We start from the raw sequence: 20,037 nt of genomic DNA, 5'->3' as shown, positions 1-20,037 counted from the left end.
AAATGATATGTATTATCATTTGTGTAATTCGATAGTTGCCGGTGGCCAAGCGCCCCGGTTCTGGGGGCGACGTGGTAGCGGGCAAGTGTGGGGCAGGGCGGCGACGCCGGGAGGCGTGCGTCGATGGATGAGCGTTTCTCCCGTTCGGTGTCCCAGGCCTATCGCTCCTTCCACGGCGAGTTGCTGCGCTTCCTGCGCAAGCAGCTGGGCAGCTCGGCGGACGCCGCCGACCTTGCCCAGGACGCCTTTGCCCAATGGCTCAAGTCTTCCTCGCGGCATCAGGTGGAGCAGCCGCGCGCCTTCCTGTTCCAGGTCGCGCGCAATCTGCTGCGCGATCACTGGCAGCGCTCCCGGCGCTTCGCCAGCGAGCCGGAAGAGGCCACGGATACTGACCAGCAACCGGCCGCCGAAGGGGGCGAACCCGTGGTGCAGTTCGAGCGACAACGATACCTGCGGCAGCTTTCCCAGGCGCTGGACAGCTTGCCGCCACGCCGCCGCGAGGCCTTCATCCTGCACAAGTTCGACGGCCTGTCGCAGCCCGAGGTGGCGCGGCGCATGGGGATCTCGCTGAGCATGGTGGAGAAGCACGTCGCCAGTGCGCTGTTGCACTGCAAGCGGCACGTTCAGGGAGAGGGCGAAGCATGACGCCGCAAGAGGAGCGCCAGCAGGTGATCGACGAACTGGCCGCCAAGTGGTTCAGCCACCAGCGCTCGGGCGCCTGTGATGCCCGCGAGCGCCAGGCCTTCGCCGACTGGCTGGCGGAAGACCCGGCCCATGCATCGGCCTACCGCGAGATCGAGCAGCTGTGGAGTGATCTCGACCAGCTTCGCAGGCCCGCCATCGCGCCGCGTCGCGGCTTCAGCCTGCCCTGGCGCGGGCTGGCCGCTGCCAGCGTGTTCTGCGCGGCGTTGCTGCTGGCCAACGACTTCAGTGGCGGCCGCCTGGCCGATCCGCAGCGGGTGCAGTCCACCGCGCCGGGCGAGCAGCGCGAGGTCACGCTGGTCGATGGCACGCGGGTGTTCCTGGCGGCGGATTCCACACTGCGGGTGGACTACTCCGAGGGCTGGCGCGATGTGCGATTGCTGCGCGGCGAAGCCTATTTCGAAGTGACCCATGACGCCGACCGGCCCTTCCGCGTGACCGCCGGCGAAAGCCGGGTGCGGGTGCTCGGCACCGGCTTCGATGTCCACCGCGAGGGCGATGGCCTGACCGTCGCCGTGCGTCACGGCAAAGTGGCGTTGCAGGCGCAGCTCGCTGCGCCGGGCGAGCAGACGCTGACCGCGGGTGATCGTGCCCGGTTGTCGAGTGGAGCAGGGGAGGCGCAGGTCGACCGCGTGCCGGTTGCCGCCATCGCTGCGTGGCGTGACGGCATGCTCGCCTTCCGCAACCAGCCGCTGGGTGCGCTGGTGGATGAGCTGTCGCAGTACCGTGCCGCGCCAATCCGTCTGGGTGACCAGCGCCTGGCGGACAAGCCCATTTCCGGCAACGTGCGCCTGGCCCGTCCGGACGATTTCCTCGCGGCCTTGCCGGTGCTGCTGGATGTGCGCGTACAGCGCAAGGCCGACGGCAGCGCGGTCATCCTGCCGCGCTGATTTCCCCGCCCCCGCGCCCGGCCTGAAGGTAGGGCGCATAACGCGCCAGCGTTATCCGCCGCAAAGGGAACGGCGAATAACCTGTTCCAGGTTAATCGCCCTACAGCGCTGGCCCATTACGTAGGAACGGACTGCGTCCGCGATCGATTTCCGGCGGCTTCCAGCTGGCCGGTTGCACATCGCGGACGGAGTCCGCTCCGACAAAAACAGCAACGACCCAGATTCGATTCTTTTTTGAGAAATATTTTTATTTGCAGGTGTGGGTTTTTCTCGAATGAGGGTCTTCCCCGTCATTCGCTGCGAAACGCGCAGCGCTTTTCGACCCTGGGGAGGGCCTTGCATGCAGTCTCGTTTCAACTTCCCGTTCGCGCGCCCGCTGGGCTGCGCCGTGCTGCTCGGCAGCCTGATGATGGCCGAGTACAGCCGCGCCGCCGACTGGCAGGTCGACCTGCCGGCACAGGCGCTGAGCGAATCCATCGGCAGCCTGTCGCAGCAGGCCGGCGTACAGGTGCTCTACGACGCCTCCCAGCTGGACGGCCTCAAGGCGCCGGCGGTAAGTGGTCGCTACAGCATGCGCGAGGCGCTCGAGCAGTTGCTCAAGGGCTCGTCGCTGGAACTGGTGGAGGCCGGCGACGGCTTCGTCGTGCGCCGCGCGGGCAAGGTCGACAAGTTCAGCGACAACGCCATCGAACTGGACTCGCAGACCATCGTCGGCAGCGGCCTGTCGGTGGACTCCAGCAGCGTCGGTCGCTCGACCCTGACCCGCAAGGACATCGAGCGCATCCAGGCCGACAACATTCCCACCCTGCTGCAGACCCTGCCCGGCGTGACCATGGGCGGCTCGCCCAAGCCGGGCGGGCAGACCGTCAATATCTGGGGCCTGGGCGATGCCGAGGACGTGCCCTTCACCCTCGACGGCGCGACCAAGAGCGGCTTCGAGCGCTACCAGCAAGGCACCGTGTTCATCGAACCGGAACTGATCAAGCGCATCGAGGTGGAGAAGGGCCCGCACTCGGTCTACAACGGCAACGGCGGCTTCGGCGGAACCGTACACATGGAGACCAAGGACGCGCCGGACATGCTGCGTGACGACCAGAACGTCGGCGCCATGCTCAAGTACGGCTACCACTCCAACGACCAGCAGAAAATCTACAGCGGCGCCGTCTATGGCCGAACCGAGGACCGCAAGGTCGATGCCCTGGCCTACCTGACCGCCCGTGACGGCCGCGACATCAAGCTCGCCGGGCACATCCCCGACCCGAACAACAACTACCCGATCAACCCCAGCCGCCTGCCCAACAGCGCCCAGGACCTGGACGCCGGGTTGTTCAAGCTGAACCTGCACCCCAACCTCGACAACGACATCAGTCTCGCCTACAGCCGCTCGCACAGCACCCGCTGGACGCCGTTCTCCTCGGCGTCCTATCCGACACCGCCGACCCAGTCGAGCATCGACCGCTACGGCTACGAGGCCGCGCTCAAGCGCCTGCTGGCGCACCGCGACACCACCGACACCACCTGGTCCGGCAAGTACGAATACCACCCCATCGACAACCCGCTGATCGACCTGATGGTGCAGTACTCCGAGTCGCACATCGACCAGACCGACGAGCGCAACCCGGACGCCTTCTTCCAGGTCTCCACCGGGGGCCGCAAGATGGACACCGACTACAAGGACAAGGTGCTTGAGCTGCGCAACACCAGCCTGTTCGCCACCGGCCCGGTGCAGCACGCGTTCACCATCGGCACGCAGTTCCACCGCCACACCCGCACCACCGACATGTACATCCCCGGCTCCACCTACGATACCGCGCGCTACAACTACGGCCACTTCCAGCCGACCTTCATGCCCAGCGGCAAGCAGAACACCAACAGCGCCTACATCCAGGACGCGCTGACCCTGGGCAGCGTGACCATCACCCCGTCGCTGCGCTTCGACCACGTGCGCAACCAGGGCAAGGACAACGACGCGCCGCTCTACAACAACGCCGCGCAGGGCCATGACTACAGCTCGCAGACCTACAGCGGCTGGTCGCCGCGCCTGTCGCTGTTCTGGACCGCCACCGAGCGCCTGGGCTTCTTCGCCGACTACAGCCGCACCTGGCGCGCGCCGGTGATCGACGAAATGTACGAGGTGCAGAACAGCAGCACGGTCAGCGCCACCAGCCGCGACCTGGACCCCGAGCGCATCCACGCGCTGCGCTTCGGTTCGCTGGTCAACCTGCCGGACCTGTTCATCAACGGCGACAACCTGCAGGTGCGCACCACGCTGTTCCAGAACAAGATCAAGGACGAGATCTTCCGCACCCGCAGCGTCGGCTGCGAGCAGCAGGCCATCGACAACGGCACCATCTCCGGCAGCTGCGGCGACTACCTGCCGCTGTCCAACTACCGCAACCTGCCGGGCGTGACCTACAAGGGCTTCGAGGTCGAGAGCTTCTACGACAGCCCCTGGCTGTTCGGCGGGCTGTCGTATTCGTGGGTGACCGGCAAGCACGACGGCGCCTACAGCAATCCCTGGGGGCCGAACGTGTGGGCGCGCGATGTGCCGCCGGCCAAGTGGGTCGCCACCCTGGGCACCAAGATTCCGTCATGGGACGCGCAGATCGGCTGGCAGGGCGAGTTCGTCCGCAAGACCGACCGCCTGCCCAGCGACAAGTATTCCGGCGGCATGGGCACCAGCGTCGGCGACATCTTCTGGGACCAGACGGTCAACGACAGCTACGACACTCACCGCGTGTTCGCCAGTTGGAAGCCGCGCCGCCTGGGCCTGGAGAACACCGAGCTGAACTTCACCGTGGACAACCTGTTCAACCGCGATTACCACCCCGCGCTGGCCGGCGACAGCGTGTACAGCCAGGGCCGCAACGCCAAGTTCAGCCTCACCCAGTACTTCTGAAGTCGCCCTCGCGGGACACCTGTAGGGCGCATAAAACGGAACGCTTACTACGCCGGCTGCGACGATGGCGGATAACGCTGGGGGGCGTTATGCGCCCTACCTGCATACCAACGAAAACGGGCACCCGAAGGCGCCCGTTTCGTAACGGCAATGCAGGGTGAATCAGGCAGAGGTCGGACGCACCACGCGATAGACCAGTGCACCGATCACACCGCCCACCAGCGGGCCGACCCAGAACAACCACAGCTGCTTCATGAACAGCGGGTCGGCGAACAGCGCCACGCCCAGGCTGCGCGCCGGGTTCACCGAGGTGTTGTCGATCGGGATGCTGATCAGGTGGATCAGGGTCAGCGTCAGGCCGATGGCGATCGGCGCGAAACCGGCCGGGGCCAGCTTGCTGTCGGTGGCGCCCATGATCACGAACAGGAAGAACGCGGTCAGCAGCACTTCGATGGCCAGCGCGGACTGCATGCTGTAGCCGGTGGGCGAGCCTTCACCGAAGCCGTTGGCGGCAAAGCCCGCCAGTGCGTCGAAGCCCGGCTTGCCGGAAGCGATGTAGAACAGCACGGCACCGGCGAGCACGCCGCCAATGACCTGGGCGACGATGTACGGCACGACGTCCAGGGTACGGACGCGGCCGCCGGCCCACAGGCCGAGGGTGACGGCAGGGTTGAGGTGGCAGCCGGAGATCGGGCCGATGGCATAGGCCATGGTCACGACCGTCAGGCCGAAGGCCAGGGCAACACCCAGCACGCCAATGGCGTGGGCCGCGAAGATGGCGCTGCCGCAACCACCGAACACCAGCCAGAAAGTGCCGATCATTTCGGCGGAAAGTTTGCGAAGCATGCTGCCTCCAGAGGCAAAGAGAAGCCCGGAATTCGGGCTTGCGCATGCTAGGGAAATGGGAGGTTGGCGCGGTGTAGGGGATTTCCCAAGGTGTAGGGAATACCTTCTGAAGGGGCAGCGGTGGGGCGGATAGCGCGCCATCCGCCCTCCGCCGGCCGTTCAGACCTGCGTGCCCAGCTGTTCCGCCCGGCGCAGCCAGCCTTGCCGCTGCTCCTCGCCGGAGCCGCGCACCGGGCTGAACTCCTCCAGGTGGTGCAGGGCGATGCCACAGGGCGCGAGGATGCAGCGGGTCATCTGCCGGTGGGCCGGGGCGCCCTGGCGCAGGCGGTAGTGCCAGTGGGTCTGGTCGTGGCTGACCAGCAGGTCGGCGCTGCGCCCGCCCAGCAGCGGCTCGAACTCGCGGGATTCCAGCGAGCGGTAGCGGAAGGCGAAGCCCGGCTGCAGCACGCGGTCGAAGAAGCCCTGCAGGAGCGCCGGCAGGCCGCCCCACCAGATCGGGTAGACGAAGGCGATGTGCTGCGCCCAGTGAATCTGCCGCTGGGCTTCGAGCACGTCCGGCTCCAGGTTCTGGCTCTGTTCGTAGCCGCCGCGCAGCACCGGGTCGAAGTTCAGCTCGCCGAGCCTGAGCGTGTGCACCACGTGGCCCTTGGCGCGGGCGCCATGGGCGTAGGCGTCGGCCACCGCGTGGCAGAAGCCGCCGGGCTTGGGCGAACCCAGCACCAGCAGCACGCGCTTGCCGTCGCCCTCGATCGGGGTGGCGCCGGAGCGGGTCGGTTCAACCATTCTGCCCGGCCTCCAGCATGGTCTCCGGGCGCACCCACTGGTCGAACTCGGCGTCGGTCAGGTAGCCCAGTTCCAGTGCGGCTTCGCGCAGGGTCTTGCCTTCTGCGTAGGCCTTCTTGGCGATCTCGGCGGCCTTGTCGTAGCCGATGTGCGGGTTCAGCGCGGTCACCAGCATCAGGCCGCGGTCGAGGTGCTCGCGCATCTTCGCCGCGTCCGGCTCCATGCCGGCGACGCAGTGGGTGTTGAAGTTGCGGCAGCCGTCGGCCAGCAGGCGCGCGGATTCGAGCAGGTTGTGGATGATCACCGGCTTGTAGACGTTGAGCTGCAGGTGGCCCTGGCTGGCGGCGAAGGTGATCGCGGCGTCGTTGCCGAACACCTGGCAGGCGAGCATCGACAGTGCCTCGCACTGGGTCGGGTTGACCTTGCCGGGCATGATCGAGGAGCCCGGCTCGTTGGCTGGCAACTTCACCTCGGCAAACCCCGCGCGCGGGCCGGAGCCGAGCAGACGCAGGTCGTTGGCGATCTTCATCAGCGCCACGGCGAGGGTCTTCATGGCGCCGGCCAGGGTCACCAGGGGTTCATGGCCGGCGAGGGCGGCGAACTTGTTCGGCGCGGAGACGAAGGGCAGGCCGGAGAGGTCGGCCAGCTCGGCGGCGATGGCGTCGGCGAACTCCTTGGGGGCGTTCAGCCCGGTGCCGACGGCGGTGCCGCCCTGGGCCAGCTCGTAGACCGCCGGCAGTGCCGCGCGCAGGGCGCGTTCGGCGTAGTCCAGCTGGGCGACGAAGGCGGAAAGCTCCTGGCCGAAGGTGACTGGTGTTGCGTCCATCAGGTGGGTGCGCCCGGTCTTCACCAGATTGGCGTGGCGCGCGGCCTGTTGGGCGAGGCCGCCACTGAGTTCGGCGATGGCCGGCAGCAGGTCGTTCTGCACCGCTTGCGCGGCGGCGATGTGCATGGCGGTGGGGAAGCTGTCGTTGGAGCTCTGTGCGCGGTTCACGTGGTCGTTGGGGTGCACCGGCTTCTTGCCGCCGCGGCCGTTGCCGGCGATCTCGTTGGCACGCCCGGCGATGACCTCGTTGACGTTCATGTTGCTCTGGGTGCCGCTACCGGTCTGCCAGACGACGAGGGGGAACTGGTCATCGTGCTCGCCCGCCAGCACTTCGTCGGCGGCTTCCTCGATCAGGCTGGTGATGTTCTCCGGCAATTCGCCCAGTTGCGCATTCACGCGGGCGGCGGCCTTCTTGATCAGCGCCAGGGCGTGCACCACGGGCAGCGGCATGCGCTGCCCGCCGATGGCGAAGTTCTGCAACGAGCGCTGGGTCTGCGCACCCCAATAGGCGTCGTCGGGGACCTCGATGGGACCGAGGCTGTCGGTTTCGGTGCGGCTCATGGTGCTTCTCCGGAAAAGGGTCTCGGCCAGTTTAGGCCGCTGTGGGGCTTCCGGGTTCCACTCCGGCTAAATGGCCGTGATAGAGCGGTTTGGCTGGCGTGCGAGACTCGGCGACAGGCAGGCGCCAGCGGGCAGTCACCAACGAGCGTGCGTGGAGCCGACCCAGCCCAGCGCGCCATTGACCGGCACCAGGTCGCCCTCGTCGCTGCGCAGCGAGCCGTCGAAGCGGCCGAACCACTGGCAGGTCTCGGCGAACAGCGGGCCCAGGCGCGGGCAGGCACGGTGCAGCTTGCGCGGGGTGAAGGTGAGGTCGACACGTTCATCGCTGCCGCGCAGCTGCCAGGGCGACAGCGGGTCGTGCGGCACCTGGCGGATATCCACAGGGCCGTCCAGCGCTTGCAGTTCGCCGCCGAACCACAGGGCGTTCTCGCTCAGGTGGCTGTTTTCCGTCCAGCCGGCGCCGAAGTTGCCGGCGATGCCGCCGGGCGCGGCGAAGGCGGCACGGGTCCATTGGGTATTGAACGGCCAGACGCCCCGGCCGAAATCCAGCGCAGCGAAGCTCTGGCCGTCAGTGCAGCGATAGGTCTTGTGGCCGAGGGTGAGGCTGCCGCTGATCGGCAGGCCCATCTGCCGGCTGCAGGCATGGAAGCACTTGCCGCCCATGGGCACCACCAGGTTGACCGACTCCAGGTGCGCCGGGCGCTGCACTTCCAGCGAGAGGTTCAGCGGCTGGCCGCCCAGGTTCGGCGCGCAGGCGGTGATGCGCAGCTGGCCGGGCTGTTCGTCGAAGCCCAGGCACAGCTGGCCGTGCTCGAAGCGATGGCTCTGGTTGGGCGTGTCCGGCAGGTGGCAGCCCAGGCCGAAGGGGCTGAACTGGGTGCGGTGCACCGACTGTCCGGTTTCCAGGTCGAGGAAGTACACGGCGCCGTAGCCCAGGTAGTCGAGGTCGGCGATGGTGATCGAGAGCATCCAGCCCGGTGCGTTGATGCACCAGTGGTTCCAGCGCTTGCGCCGGCCGGCGTTGCCGGACAGCTGGCAGAGCGTCTGTGGCCGCGACGACCAGCCCACGGCCGCGCTGTTCAGGCGGCCGCGCGCATCGCACAGGGGCGGCGCGGCGACGAGCGTCGGCGGGTGGGTGAGGGTGTTCATCGGTCACATCCATGTGGCAACGCGCCGCAGCATGCCGTTTCGGGAACTGTACGACAAGAGAAGCCGGTCACTTCCAGGGCATTTGGCACTCTCTTGAGCACATTCCGAACTTAGGCGCAGAATGGCGGGTCCCACCCGGACACCCTTCAGACTCACAGGACTGCCCCATGACCGTTCTTCGTTCCCTCTGCACCGCAGCACTTCTGGTTGGCTTCAGTTCCGTGGCACTGGCTGACGCCAACGCCGAGGCGGAGAAGTTTCTCAAGCAGGTCCATGCCGACAAGCTGACCGTGCCGGTCTACGCGCAAGTCCAGCAGATGCTCGCCCAGCGCTTCGCCCAGGCCAAGGCGCCGGACAGCAAGAAGGCGGTGCTCGACCGCTACCAGGCCAAGGCCAACGCCGAACTGGACCGCGCGGTGGGTTGGGACAAGCTCAAGCCTGAGCTGGTCAAGCTCTACACCAGCAACTTCAGCGAATCCGAGCTCAAGCAGCTGAACGATTTCTACGCCTCGCCCCTGGGCCGCAAGGTGCTGGAGAAGATGCCGCGCCTGACCGCCGAATCCGCCCAGCTGACCCAGGCCAAACTGCAGACCGCCGTAGAGCCGGTGAACAAGCTGATGGCCGACATGGACAAGGAGCTGGGCGTGAAGGCCCCGGCCGCTCCGGCCAAGAAGCCCTGATCCAGAGCCTGTATCATTGCCCCAACCGTATTGACTGCCTGATTGCCAGCGAGACCCGACATGAGCATGCGTGACCGTATCCAGACTGCCCTGAGCGCCCTCGAACCCCAGCACCTCGAGGTGCTCGACGAGAGCCACATGCACAGCCGCGGACAGGAAACGCACTACAAGGCCGTGATCGTCAGCCCGGCGTTCGCCGGGCTGAACGCGGTGAAGCGGCATCAGAAGGTCTACGCCACGCTCGGCGAGCTGATGAGCCAGTTCCACGCCCTGGCGATGCACACCTACACCCCCGAGGAGTGGGCGCAGCAGGGCGCGGCACCGGATTCGCCGACCTGCCGTGGCGGCAGCAAGCACGATCATCACTGATTGGCGAGCTGACCAAGCGCGTGCGGGCCTGGCCCCGCTCCGTGTAGAATGCGACACCCAGCGCCGGCCTTTGGCCGGCGCTGTCATTTTCAGCTGTCGATCAGCTTTAGATTCCAAAGAAGCCCGGTCCGCCCTTTACGCGGGCGACCACTGGAGTGATGCATGACCACCGAAAGAATCGTCGTCGCGGCGTTGTACAAGTTCGTCTCCCTGCCCGACTACGTCGCCCTGCGCGAACCGCTGCTGCAGACCCTGCTGGACAACGGCGTGAAGGGCACCCTGCTGCTCGCCGAGGAAGGCATCAACGGCACCGTTTCCGGCACCCGCGCCGGCATCGACGGCCTGCTCGCCTGGCTGCGCACCGATGCGCGCCTGGCCGATGTCGACCACAAGGAGTCCTACTGCGACGAGCAGCCGTTCTACCGCACCAAGGTCAAGCTGAAGAAGGAAATCGTCACCCTCGGCGTGCCCGGCGTGGACCCGAACACCAAGGTCGGCACCTACGTCGAACCCCAGGACTGGAACGCGCTGATCTCCGACCCGGAAGTGCTGCTGATCGACACCCGCAACGACTACGAAGTGGCCATCGGCACCTTCGAGGGCGCCATCGACCCGAAGACCAAGTCGTTCCGCGAATTCCCCGACTACATCCGCGAGCATTACGACCCGGCGAAACACAAGAAGGTCGCGATGTTCTGCACCGGCGGCATCCGTTGCGAGAAGGCGTCGAGTTACATGCTCAGCGAAGGTTTCGAAGAGGTGTTCCATCTCAAGGGCGGCATCCTCAAGTACCTGGAGGAAGTACCCGAGGCCGAGACCCTCTGGCGTGGTGACTGCTTCGTGTTCGACAACCGCGTGACCGTGCGCCATGACCTGACCGAAGGCGACTACGACCAGTGCCATGCCTGCCGCAACCCGATCTCGGCCCTCGATCGTGCCTCCGAGCACTACGCTCCCGGCATCAGCTGCCCGCACTGCTGGGACACGCTGTCGGAGAAAACCCGAGCCAGCGCCCGCGAGCGGCAGAAGCAGATCGAACTGGCACGCGAGCGCAACCAGCCGCACCCCATTGGCCGTGATCCCCGCGCGGAGAACTGATCCATGACCAGCCGCCTGCTCTACGTGATGGACCCGATGTGCTCCTGGTGCTGGGGCTTCGCCCCGGTGGCCGGGCAGCTGGTGGAGCAGGCGCGCGCCGCGGGCGTGCCGCTGGCGCTGGTGATGGGCGGGCTGCGCACGGGGCAGGGCGCCGCGCTGGAGCCGACCACCAAGCGCTACATCCTCGAACACTGGCACGCGGTGCATGAAGCCACCGGCCAGCCGTTCCGCTTCGAAGATGCCTTGCCCGACGGCTTCGTCTACGACACCGAGCCCGCCTGCCGCGCGGTGGTCACCGCGCGCCGCCTGGACGAGGACTGCGCCTGGGCGCTGGTCGGCGAAATCCAAAAGGCGTTCTACGCCGAAGGCCGCGATGTCACCCAGGCCGGCGTGCTCGCCGAACTGGCCGAGCAGGTCGGCCTGCCGCGCATCGAGTTCGCCGAAGCCTTCGACAGCCAGGACAACCACCTGGCCACCCTGGCCGACTTTTCCTGGGCCCGCGACCTGGGCATCGCCGGCTTCCCCACGCTGCTGGCCGAGCGCGACGGCCAGCTGGCCCTGCTGACCAACGGCTACCAGCCACTGGGCGAGCTCGCTCCGCTGCTGGAGCGCTGGCTGGAGCGCGGGCGGCATGCCTGAGTTGTCCGCTGACCGCCTGAGCTGGGCGGAGATTCGCCGGCTCGCTTTCCGTCATCGCAAGGCCCTGCTGCTGGCCAACCTGGTCGCCGTGCTGGCGACCGCCTGCAGCGTGCCGATCCCGCTGCTGTTGCCGCTGCTGGTGGACGAAGTGCTGCTGGGCAAGGGCGACGCCGCCCTGCAGGTGATGAAACACTGGCTGCCCGCGGGCTGGCACAAGCCGGTCGGCTACATCGGCCTGATGCTGCTGGTGACCCTGGTGCTGCGCAGCTGCGCGCTGGTGTTCAACGTGCTGCAGGCCAAGTTGTTCGCGCGGTTGTCCAAGGACGTGGTGTACCGCATCCGTCTGCGCCTGATCGAACGCCTGAAACGCATCGCCCTGGGCGAGTACGAGACCCTCGGCGGCGGCTCGGTCAGCGCGCACCTGGTGACCGATCTCGACACCCTCGACAAGTTCGTCGGCGACACCCTGAGCCGCTTCCTGGTTGCACTGCTGACGCTCTGCGGCACCGCCGGCATCCTGATCTGGATGCACTGGAAGCTGGCGCTGCTGATCCTGCTGTTCAACCCGCTGGTGATCTTCGCCACGGTGCAGTTGGGCAAGCGCGTTAAGCACCTGAAGAAGCTGGAGAACGACAGCACCTCGCGCTTCACCCAGGCGCTGACCGAAACCCTCGAAGCCATCCAGGAAGTGCGCGCCGGCAATCGCCAGGGCTTCTTCCTCGGACGTCTCGGCGTGCGCGCTCGAGAAGTGCGCGACTACGCCGTCGCCTCGCAGTGGAAGAGCGACGCCGCCGGGCGCGCCAGCGGGCTGCTGTTCCAGTTCGGCATCGACCTGTTCCGCGCCGCGGCTATGCTCACCGTGCTGTTCTCCGACCTGTCCATCGGCCAGATGCTCGCAGTGTTCAGCTACCTCTGGTTCATGATCGGCCCGGTGGAACAGCTGCTCAGCCTGCAATACGCCTTCTACGCCGCCGGCGGCGCGCTGACCCGCATCAACGAGCTGCTGGCGCGCTCCGATGAGCCGCATTACCAGCACCGCCGCGATCCGTTTGCCGGGCAGACCAGCGTCGGCATCCAGGTGCGCGACCTGAGCTTCGCCTACCGCGACGAACTCGTGCTGGACGGCCTCGACCTGGATATCGCTCCCGGCGAGAAAGTCGCCATCGTCGGTGCCAGTGGCGGCGGCAAGAGCACCCTGGTGCAACTGCTGCTGGGCCTCTACCAGCCGCAGTCCGGCAGCATCCGCTACGGCGGTGCCGCGCTGGAGGAGATCGGCCTGGATTGCGTGCGCGAGCATGTCGCGGTCGTGCTGCAACATCCCGCGCTGTTCAACGACACCGTGCGCGCCAACCTGACCATGGGCCGCGAACGCGGTGACGAAGCCTGCTGGCGCGCGCTGGAAGTAGCGCAGTTGGCGGACACCATCCGTGCCCTGCCGCAGGGCCTGGACAGCGTGGTCGGGCGCTCCGGCGTGCGTCTCTCCGGTGGCCAGCGGCAACGCCTGGCAATTGCCCGCATGGTGCTCGCCGAACCGAGGGTGGTGATCCTCGACGAAGCCACTTCCGCCCTGGACGCCGCCACCGAGTACGCCCTGCACCAGGCGCTGGAGCGCTTCCTCGAAGGGCGCACCACGCTGATCATCGCCCACCGCCTGTCCGCGGTGAAACAGGCCGACCGCGTGCTGGTGTTCGACGGCGGGCGCATCGCAGAAGACGGCGACCACCAGCAACTCATCGCTGAAGGCGGGCTCTATGCGCGCCTGTACGGACACCTGCAGCAGGGCTGATCAGCCGTAGCGGGTGACTTCGAGGAAGGCCACGCAGTTGCCCATGTCATGGAAGACCCGCGCGCTGCCGATGTCGTTGTAGGGAATGCCCAGCAGCAGGTCGAGCAGGCAGGCATCGCTGCGGTAGTGCGGGCGCCAGTCCAGCAGGCCTTCAAGGTAGGCGATGTCCGGCACGCCGGGGAGGAAGTTGCCCATCAGCAGGCGCCCGCCGGGGAGCAGGCGGGCGAACAGGTTGCGGGTCAGGTCGCGGGCGTCGTGGTCGTCCAGCACCTCGTAGAGGCCCGGCGAGTAGATCAGGTCGAAATGGCAGAGGTCCTGGCGCCCGTAGAACAGGTCGTCCAGGTTACATTGCTGCGTCTGCACGCCGAGCGCGGCATAGCTGGCCTCCACCGTCTGCAGGGACAGCGCCTGCGTATCCAGCGCGGTGAACTGGCGGAACTGGCCATGGCGCAGCGAGCGTGCCAACTCGGCCTCGCGCAGGTGTCCGCAGCCCACACAGAGAATGCGCGCCTGGCCGCTGAGCTGTTGGCAGCAGCGGTCGATCTCGCGTGCCAGCAACTGGCGGCGCGAGCGCAGTGCGCGGGAGGCGGGAGCGGAACTGGCGTAGCGGAACAACTCTTCGGTCGGCCCATCGGGCAGCAGTGAGCGCAGGGTGCTGTCGATGCCGTAGAGGTAGTCCATCAGCACCGCGTTGCCGGCGCCTTCACCCATCGGCCGTTCGCGGCGCCGGGGGAAGGGCACCACGCGCGGGGCCTCGGCCGGCGGCGCGCTGCCGGTGGCGAGCGCCAGCAGGTCGGTCTCGTCGTCCCTGAGGTGACGCAGCTGCTGTTCGAGTTGCTCGATGGCTTCGGTTAGCGAGTTCGGATTCTGCTGGGTGCCGTTGTCCATGCCGTCCACCTGGGATACCGCTCAGTGATGAGAAAGCGCCACCGGCCTTGCCGGTGATCCGTCCAACACCTTAGGGGGCACTTGGCCCCGGGCCATCATCTGAATGAATGACGGCCGCGAAAATTCAGCGCTGCCCGAGCCGCACCAGCAGGCTGACCAGTTCGGCCTGGCGGCTGGTGTGGGTCTTGCGGAACAACGCACGCAGTTGGCTGCGCACCGTATTGATCGAAGTGCCGAGCTGGTCGGCGCACTGTTCGGGCGCCAGCCCGCGGACCAGCAGGTCGCCCAGGCGCTGCTCGGCCGGGGTGAGGCCGAACAGTTCGCCCAGCAGGCGGCTCTGGCGGTGTGCGTCGAGCAGCGCCAACAGCACCAGGGGGCGCTGGAAGGGCTGGTTGAAGCTGGCCTCGGCGGGCACCGGGGTGACCAGCAGTTCCTGCCCGCTGCCATCGCCCAGCGGCAGCCAGCCGGCCTTGCCCTTGCCCTTGCCGGCGCGGGGCGCGGCCTGGCGTACCAGGGCCTGAAGTTTCGCGTCGTGCTGGCGGCAGTGCAGGCGGCCGAATACCTCATGGAACAGCCCGCCGCGCAGACCGAGTCGCTGCTGAGCGGCCTGGTTGGCGTACAGCACGCGGGCGTTGCCTTCGAGCAGCCAGAGCGGCGTGGGGTGCTGGTCCAGCAGCAGGTCGCGGTGGGCCAGTTGCTGGCGCATCTCGTCGATACGCCCGAACATCCGCGCGGCGCGGGTCAGGTGCTCGCTCAGGCGGGTCAGCAGGGTCTGCTCCTGCGGGGTGGGGTAGCGCGCGCCGAGGCTGGTCAGCACCGACAGGTAGACGCCGGAGTTGGCCTGCTCGTTGAGTTTCAGGCACGACACGTTGTGCATGCCGTTGGGGCGCTGGAATTCCTGGTAGTACGGGTCGCGGGCCATGCGCTGCGGGCCGTATTCCTCGCGGTCGTGGTACCACTGGCCGACCGGGCGGTGGAGCATGAAGCCCTTGGACGGATCGATGGTGCAGAACTCGCGGTTGTAGGTCTCTATGGCGCCGGGGTCGCAGAGGTTGATCTCGCTGGCCAGCGCGCCGCTCTCGGTCTGGTCCCAGAACAACAGGGCACCCTGCTGGCGGCCGCTGGCTGAGATCAGCTCGGTGAGCAGCGGCAGCCAGTTGGCTTCGTCGAGTACGCACTCGTAGGTCAGTCCCACCAGCCGGTCGTACCGCCTGTCCATATCCCGCCGTGGCATGGCCGCTCCATCCGTTGCTTGCGGATCGCACTGTTCGCCGTGCGCTTTCAACGTGCTCGCTAACCGTGCAGATTGCACTTTGCAGATTGCACGATCGAGGTATGGCACATGGCCTTGAGTGTCGCAAGGCCACTAATCGGCCGGCTTCGGATGAATCGTGGGATGGCGACGGAAGGCATTTCACACAACGAATTGGCACTTTTCCGCCGGACGGCTGGAATCCGGACCACCAAGCTCATGCAGACAGTTTGAGGATTTCCCGCGATCGGCTAGAAGTTAAGAAAAGGGGCGGCCTGACAGAAAAGTCCCGGGGTGAGCCGTCACTACCCCTGCGGCCTGCCAGGAATTGAAAGAAGGAAGTCGAAACTGGTTATGGATGCAATGGGACTGTTGCCGACCCGGCGTACGACGCGTCTGCTCAAGCTGGTCTGGCCGTTCATGGTCGTGGTCCTGCTACAGACGCTGATCGGCAGCGGCAGCTTCTTTATCCTTTCGGGGGTGCGCGCCTATGTGGGTGGCGAGAGTCTCTGGTCCAAGGGCCAGAAGGACGCCATCCATTACCTGCAACTCTACGGCCAGAGCCGTGACACGGCGGATTACGAGCGCTACCGCACCGCCATTGCGATTCCCCAGGGTGACCGGACCTTCCGCGCCGCCCTCGACCTCAGCCAACCCGACCTCGAACTGGCCCGCGCCGGCGCGCTGCAGGGCGGCATCCATCCCGACGATGTCGGCGCGCTGATCTGGCTGTACCGCTATTTCCACGAATACAGCTATTTCGACCAGGCCGTGAAGATGTGGATCATCGGCGACGCCTACCTTGACCAGCTGGAGCAGCTGTCTGACGAGATGAGCGCGAAGATCCGTGCCAATGACGTCCGCCCCGGCGACCTGAGCTACTGGAACAGCCGTATCCAGGCGATCAACGACGGCGTCACGCCGGCAGCCATGGCCTTCTCCGCCGCACTGGGGCAGGGCTCGCGGATGATCATGTGGGTGCTGCTGGGGGTCAACGGGCTGACCGGTCTGGCGCTGATCCTCCTGGCGGTCTGGCGCACCCGCAAGCTGCTGCACCAGCAGCGTGCCTTCGAAAGCGCCCTGGATACCGAGCGGGAACGCGCGCAGACCACCCTGGCGGCCATCGGCGACGGCGTGGTCAGCCTCGACGAACACGAGTGCATTGCCTACTTCAACCCGGCGGCGGAACGCCTGATCGGCTGGGACAATTCCATGGCCGTCGGCCTGCCGCTGCGTTCGCTCCTGCGGGTGCTCGACGAGAACTCCCAGGCCGAGGGACTGCCGCTGGTGGGGCAGATCCTGCGCGGCGAGGTGGACGGCGGCAGCGAGACCAGCAAGCTGATCCAGCGCCTGGACGGCACCAGTGTGGCGGTGACCCTGGTGGCCACGCCCATCCATGCGGACGGCCGGGTAGTCGGCGTGGTGCTGGTGCTGCACGACATGACCCGCGAACGCCAGTACATGGCCAGCCTGTCCTGGCAGGCGACCCACGATGCGCTGACCGGCCTGACCAACCGCCGCGAGTTCGAGTTCCGCCTCAAGCAGGCCCTGGAAAGCTCGGCGGACTCCCATGACCAGCATTCGCTCATGTACCTGGACCTGGACCAGTTCAAGCTGGTCAACGACACCTGCGGCCACGCCGCTGGCGACGAACTGCTGCGCCAGGTCTGCTCCGTGCTGCAGCAGTGCCTGCGCGATGGCGACACCCTGGCGCGCCTGGGTGGCGATGAGTTCGGTATCCTTCTGGAAAACTGCCCGCCGGACATGGCGGTGCAGATATCCGAGCGCATCCGCCTGACCGTGCAGGCGTTGCACTTCATGTGGGAAGGCCGTGGCTTCAACATCACCGTGAGCATCGGCGTGGTGCACATCTCCGCCATGCTGGTGTCGGTGGAGGAGGCGCTGCGCTGCGCCGACATGGCCTGCTACATGGCCAAGGAAAAGGGCCGCAACCGCGCCCAGGTGTTTCGCCCGGACGATACCGAACTGTCCAACCGCGTCGGCGAGATGGCCTGGGTACAGCGCATCCGCCTGGGGCTGGAGGAGGAGCGCTTCTGCCTCTATGCGCAGTCGATCTTCCCGGTCGATGACCGCGTGATGGAAGGTGCGCACGTCGAATTGCTGCTGCGCCTGAACGACGAGTGCGGCCGGCTGGTCGCGCCGATCAACTTCATCCCTGCCGCCGAACGTTACGGGCTGATGCCGGACATCGACCGCTGGGTGGTCGAGAATGCCTTCCGGACCCTGGCCGAGCGCAACGCCGAGGGCGGTTACGAACCGATCCATACCTGCGCCATCAACCTCTCCGGCGCCACCATCGGTGACGAAACCTTCCTCGATTTTCTTCGCGACGTGCAGCCGCGCTACGGCATCGAGCCTGCCAGCGTGTGCTTCGAGATCACCGAGACCAGCGCCATCGCCAACCTGGTCAACGCCACGCGTTTCATCCAGGAGCTCAAGGCCCTGGGCTACCGCTTCTCGCTGGACGACTTCTGTGCCGGGATGTCCTCCTTCGTCTACCTCAAGCACCTGCCGGTGGACTACCTGAAGATCGACGGCAGCTTCATCAAGGACATGCTCGAAGACCCCATCGACCGCGCCATGGTCCAGGTGATCAATCAGATCGGCCACGTGATGGGCAAACGCACGGTGGCGGAGTTCGTCGAAACCCAGGAAATCCTCGAGGTCCTGCGGGAAATCGGCATCGATTACGCACAGGGGTACGGGCTGGCGCGGCCGCAACCCTTCAACCGGAGCTTCCTGCGTGAGACCCATGTCGCAGCTGTAGCATCCGACACAACCTCCGGACGGTGACGTGCAGCCAGGAGAGGACTAACCTGAGGCCTGAATTACCGGTGCTTGCATGGATCGACCAGCAACGGAGCCTTGGATGAACGACACCTTTGTTCGCAGTGGGCCGCTCAAGGAGCTTTCCAGCTATCCGCACTGGGCCCAGCGCCTGGTGCAGGAATGTGAAACCAGCCGTCTGTCGGTGGTCGAGCACCCCCTCTACACGCGCATGCGTGACGGCCAGCTGAGCCGGCAGACCATGCGCGCCTTCCTGATCGGCGGCTGGCAGGTGGTGGAGCAGTTCCCCCTGTACATGTCCCACAACCTGCTCAAGACCCGATTCGGCCGTAGCCCCGGCGAAGACATGGCGCGCCGCTGGTTGATGCGCAATATCCGCGTCGAGCTGAACCACGCCGACTACTGGGTACGCTGGGCCGAGGCCTATGGCGTCACCCTGGCCGAGCTCAAGGCCCAGCTGGTACCCGCCGAACTCCACGCCCTCGGCCACTGGTGCTGGCACAGCTGCGCCACCGAGGAGCTGGCGCTGGCCATGGCCGCCACCAACTACGCCATCGAAGGCGCGACCGGCGACTGGTCGGCCCTGGTCTGCTCCACCGATACCTACGAGCGCACCCTGCCGGCCGGCACCCGCAAGGACGCCATGCGCTGGCTGAAGATGCACGCCCGCTACGATGACGATCATCCCTGGGAAGCCCTGGAGATCATCTGCACTCTCTGCGGCCCGCAGCTCGCCATGCCGCGCTGCCTGGCGCTGCGTGAAGCGATCTGCAAGAGCTACGGGTACATGCGCATGTTCCTCGACCAGTGCCTGGCGCTGGAGCAGGTGCAGGGCGATGTGCGGCGGGGGCCGATGCAGATAGCCGGCTGAGAGGCAAACCTCCCAGCCGTGTCCGGACTCAGGGCACGAGAATGATCTTCTCGCTGCTGCCTTCGTTGATCTCGTGATAACGCTGCACGCCCTCGCTCAGCGGCACTTCGCGCAGGCCGGTGGGCAGCGGCAGCCTGCCGTCGTCGAACCACTGGCCGAACTGGCGCAGCATCGCGGCGCAGGCGACCGTGTCATACAGCAGCGAATTCACCCCCACCACCGAACCTCCCCGGCGATACAGCGCCAGGGCCGGCAGCTGCACGTGGCCGTCCACCGGCGCGGCGATGATGGCGATGCGGCCGAAGGTGGCCAGGGCGGAGACCGCCGCCGGCAGCCAGAAGCCGGTGGTGTCGAAGATCACCTCGGCGCCGCCGGGGAAGTGTTCTTCCACCTGCGCCGCCAGGGTGTCCGCCGAGCCCAGCAGGATGCTCGGTACGTCCTGAGCCTTCAGCTCCACCTGCGATTCGGCGCGACGCACCGCGCCCAGTACCTGGGCGCCGCGGGCCTTGGCCAGGGAAATGGCCGCCGCGCCGACGGCGCCGGAACCGATCACCAGCAGGCGGGTGCCGGCGCCGACCTGGCTGCGCTCCAGCGCGTCCCAGGCGGTGGTGAAGGGCACGCCGCAGCTGGCGGCCTGGGCGAAGCTCATGCGCTCGGGCATCAGCGCCACGCCGCCGACCGGCACGCTCATCAGCTGGGCGTGGCTGCCGTTGCGGCTGAAGCCCAGCCCCCGGCCGGTGCCCCAGACGGATTTGCCCAGCAGCTCGTCCGGGCCTTTCACCACGGTGCCGGCGAAGTCACGGCCGGGTACGCGGGGCAGGGTGGTGTAGGGGAAGCGGCCGAGGACGTTCTTCACATCGCTGGGGTTCAGGCCGGCGGCGTGGATTTCCACCAGCACTTCAGCGGCGGCGGGAACCGGGTCGGCGATCTCGGTGAAGCTCAGGGCGGCGAGGTCGCCGGTGCGGTCGAATTGCAGGGCTTTCATGGCAC

At 66.9% G+C, this 20,037-nt stretch carries 16 protein-coding genes and 1 pseudogene; 10 read left to right on the top strand and 7 right to left on the bottom strand.

The window, feature by feature from the left end; translation table 11 throughout:
* Nucleotides 1-123: 123 nt before the first annotated feature.
* The 3 genes from IB261_RS21470 to IB261_RS21460 all read left to right on the top strand — a co-directional run bounded on the left by IB261_RS21470 (nucleotide 124) and on the right by IB261_RS21460 (nucleotide 4,491).
* Nucleotides 124-645, top strand: coding sequence for a sigma-70 family RNA polymerase sigma factor (locus tag IB261_RS21470; RefSeq protein WP_192224165.1), 522 nt, complete (start codon nucleotides 124-126; stop codon nucleotides 643-645).
* Nucleotides 642-1,592, top strand: coding sequence for a FecR family protein (locus tag IB261_RS21465; protein WP_192381182.1), 951 nt, complete (start codon nucleotides 642-644; stop codon nucleotides 1,590-1,592). Before IB261_RS21470 ends, IB261_RS21465 begins: the two co-directional genes overlap by 4 nt.
* A gap of 340 nt (nucleotides 1,593-1,932) precedes the next feature.
* On the top strand, nucleotides 1,933-4,491 hold the full coding sequence (locus IB261_RS21460) for a TonB-dependent receptor (protein ID WP_192381183.1): 2,559 nt from the start codon (nucleotides 1,933-1,935) through the stop codon (nucleotides 4,489-4,491).
* Nucleotides 4,492-4,653: 162 nt separating this feature from the next.
* Here IB261_RS21460 and aqpZ read toward each other — a convergent pair whose 3' ends face one another.
* The 4 genes from aqpZ to IB261_RS21440 all read right to left on the bottom strand — a co-directional run bounded on the left by aqpZ (nucleotide 4,654) and on the right by IB261_RS21440 (nucleotide 8,656).
* Entirely contained in the window at nucleotides 4,654-5,337 is a 684-nt protein-coding gene (gene aqpZ / locus IB261_RS21455; RefSeq protein WP_081519210.1) for an aquaporin Z, read from the bottom strand.
* A gap of 159 nt (nucleotides 5,338-5,496) precedes the next feature.
* Complete coding sequence (locus IB261_RS21450) at nucleotides 5,497-6,120, bottom strand: NAD(P)H-dependent oxidoreductase (RefSeq protein WP_192224168.1); 624 nt, start codon at nucleotides 6,118-6,120, stop codon at nucleotides 5,497-5,499.
* Nucleotides 6,113-7,507 (bottom strand): class II fumarate hydratase, encoded by a 1,395-nt coding sequence (locus IB261_RS21445; protein ID WP_192381184.1) that lies wholly within the window; start codon nucleotides 7,505-7,507, stop codon nucleotides 6,113-6,115. The genes IB261_RS21450 and IB261_RS21445 overlap by 8 nt, the downstream gene beginning before the upstream one ends.
* A gap of 135 nt (nucleotides 7,508-7,642) precedes the next feature.
* On the bottom strand, nucleotides 7,643-8,656 hold the full coding sequence (locus tag IB261_RS21440) for a DUF2804 domain-containing protein (protein WP_081519213.1): 1,014 nt from the start codon (nucleotides 8,654-8,656) through the stop codon (nucleotides 7,643-7,645).
* Between the two features lie 121 nt (nucleotides 8,657-8,777).
* Here IB261_RS21440 and IB261_RS21435 point away from each other — a divergent pair.
* The 5 genes and pseudogenes from IB261_RS21435 to IB261_RS21415 all read left to right on the top strand — a co-directional run bounded on the left by IB261_RS21435 (nucleotide 8,778) and on the right by IB261_RS21415 (nucleotide 13,228).
* Nucleotides 8,778-9,336, top strand: a pseudogene (locus tag IB261_RS21435) (DUF2059 domain-containing protein).
* A gap of 60 nt (nucleotides 9,337-9,396) precedes the next feature.
* Complete coding sequence (locus IB261_RS21430) at nucleotides 9,397-9,705, top strand: BolA family protein (protein WP_081519214.1); 309 nt, start codon at nucleotides 9,397-9,399, stop codon at nucleotides 9,703-9,705.
* A 162-nt stretch (nucleotides 9,706-9,867) separates the two neighbouring features.
* Nucleotides 9,868-10,803: an oxygen-dependent tRNA uridine(34) hydroxylase TrhO gene (trhO, locus tag IB261_RS21425; RefSeq protein WP_192381185.1), complete on the top strand. Its 936-nt coding sequence runs from the start codon at nucleotides 9,868-9,870 to the stop codon at nucleotides 10,801-10,803.
* A 36-nt stretch (nucleotides 10,804-10,839) separates the two neighbouring features.
* Entirely contained in the window at nucleotides 10,840-11,442 is a 603-nt protein-coding gene (locus IB261_RS21420) for a DsbA family protein (RefSeq protein WP_174824625.1), read from the top strand.
* Nucleotides 11,435-13,228: an ABC transporter ATP-binding protein gene (locus tag IB261_RS21415; protein ID WP_192381186.1), complete on the top strand. Its 1,794-nt coding sequence runs from the start codon at nucleotides 11,435-11,437 to the stop codon at nucleotides 13,226-13,228. Before IB261_RS21420 ends, IB261_RS21415 begins: the two co-directional genes overlap by 8 nt.
* On the opposite strand, the gene IB261_RS21410 is transcribed toward IB261_RS21415, so the two are convergent.
* Nucleotides 13,229-14,116 (bottom strand): methyltransferase domain-containing protein, encoded by an 888-nt coding sequence (locus IB261_RS21410; RefSeq protein ID WP_192381187.1) that lies wholly within the window; start codon nucleotides 14,114-14,116, stop codon nucleotides 13,229-13,231.
* A 124-nt stretch (nucleotides 14,117-14,240) separates the two neighbouring features.
* Nucleotides 14,241-15,311 (bottom strand): helix-turn-helix transcriptional regulator, encoded by a 1,071-nt coding sequence (locus IB261_RS21405; protein ID WP_427871407.1) that lies wholly within the window; start codon nucleotides 15,309-15,311, stop codon nucleotides 14,241-14,243.
* Nucleotides 15,312-15,731: 420 nt separating this feature from the next.
* Between IB261_RS21405 and IB261_RS21400 the strand changes: the two genes are divergently transcribed.
* Both IB261_RS21400 and IB261_RS21395 read left to right on the top strand, forming a co-directional pair.
* On the top strand, nucleotides 15,732-18,182 hold the full coding sequence (locus IB261_RS21400) for an EAL domain-containing protein (RefSeq protein ID WP_192381445.1): 2,451 nt from the start codon (nucleotides 15,732-15,734) through the stop codon (nucleotides 18,180-18,182).
* 76 nt (nucleotides 18,183-18,258) lie between these two features.
* On the top strand, nucleotides 18,259-19,047 hold the full coding sequence (locus IB261_RS21395; protein ID WP_151187877.1) for an iron-containing redox enzyme family protein: 789 nt from the start codon (nucleotides 18,259-18,261) through the stop codon (nucleotides 19,045-19,047).
* A 28-nt stretch (nucleotides 19,048-19,075) separates the two neighbouring features.
* Here the strand turns inward: IB261_RS21395 and IB261_RS21390 are convergent, their stop codons facing one another.
* A complete protein-coding gene (locus tag IB261_RS21390; RefSeq protein ID WP_192381188.1) occupies nucleotides 19,076-20,032 on the bottom strand; it encodes a quinone oxidoreductase family protein in 957 nt (318 codons plus the stop codon).
* Between the last annotated feature and the right edge of the window lie 5 nt (nucleotides 20,033-20,037).

The organism is Pseudomonas sp. PDM20 (genome assembly GCF_014852575.3).
Classification (GTDB): domain Bacteria; phylum Pseudomonadota; class Gammaproteobacteria; order Pseudomonadales; family Pseudomonadaceae; genus Pseudomonas.
Note: the sequence above shows the minus strand (reverse complement) of the source record. Positions and strands in the feature narration are given on the sequence as shown.

Coding starts and splice junctions, on each gene's coding strand:
- IB261_RS21470 (WP_192224165.1), top strand. CDS start 124: ATGGATGAGCGTTTCTCCCGTTCGGTGTCCCAGGCCTATCGCTCCTTC.
- IB261_RS21465 (WP_192381182.1), top strand. CDS start 642: ATGACGCCGCAAGAGGAGCGCCAGCAGGTGATCGACGAACTGGCCGCC.
- IB261_RS21460 (WP_192381183.1), top strand. CDS start 1,933: ATGCAGTCTCGTTTCAACTTCCCGTTCGCGCGCCCGCTGGGCTGCGCC.
- aqpZ (WP_081519210.1), bottom strand. CDS start 5,337: ATGCTTCGCAAACTTTCCGCCGAAATGATCGGCACTTTCTGGCTGGTG.
- IB261_RS21450 (WP_192224168.1), bottom strand. CDS start 6,120: ATGGTTGAACCGACCCGCTCCGGCGCCACCCCGATCGAGGGCGACGGC.
- IB261_RS21445 (WP_192381184.1), bottom strand. CDS start 7,507: ATGAGCCGCACCGAAACCGACAGCCTCGGTCCCATCGAGGTCCCCGAC.
- IB261_RS21440 (WP_081519213.1), bottom strand. CDS start 8,656: ATGAACACCCTCACCCACCCGCCGACGCTCGTCGCCGCGCCGCCCCTG.
- IB261_RS21430 (WP_081519214.1), top strand. CDS start 9,397: ATGAGCATGCGTGACCGTATCCAGACTGCCCTGAGCGCCCTCGAACCC.
- trhO (WP_192381185.1), top strand. CDS start 9,868: ATGACCACCGAAAGAATCGTCGTCGCGGCGTTGTACAAGTTCGTCTCC.
- IB261_RS21420 (WP_174824625.1), top strand. CDS start 10,840: ATGTGCTCCTGGTGCTGGGGCTTCGCCCCGGTGGCCGGGCAGCTGGTG.
- IB261_RS21415 (WP_192381186.1), top strand. CDS start 11,435: ATGCCTGAGTTGTCCGCTGACCGCCTGAGCTGGGCGGAGATTCGCCGG.
- IB261_RS21410 (WP_192381187.1), bottom strand. CDS start 14,116: ATGGACAACGGCACCCAGCAGAATCCGAACTCGCTAACCGAAGCCATC.
- IB261_RS21400 (WP_192381445.1), top strand. CDS start 15,732: ATGGGACTGTTGCCGACCCGGCGTACGACGCGTCTGCTCAAGCTGGTC.
- IB261_RS21395 (WP_151187877.1), top strand. CDS start 18,259: ATGAACGACACCTTTGTTCGCAGTGGGCCGCTCAAGGAGCTTTCCAGC.
- IB261_RS21390 (WP_192381188.1), bottom strand. CDS start 20,032: ATGAAAGCCCTGCAATTCGACCGCACCGGCGACCTCGCCGCCCTGAGC.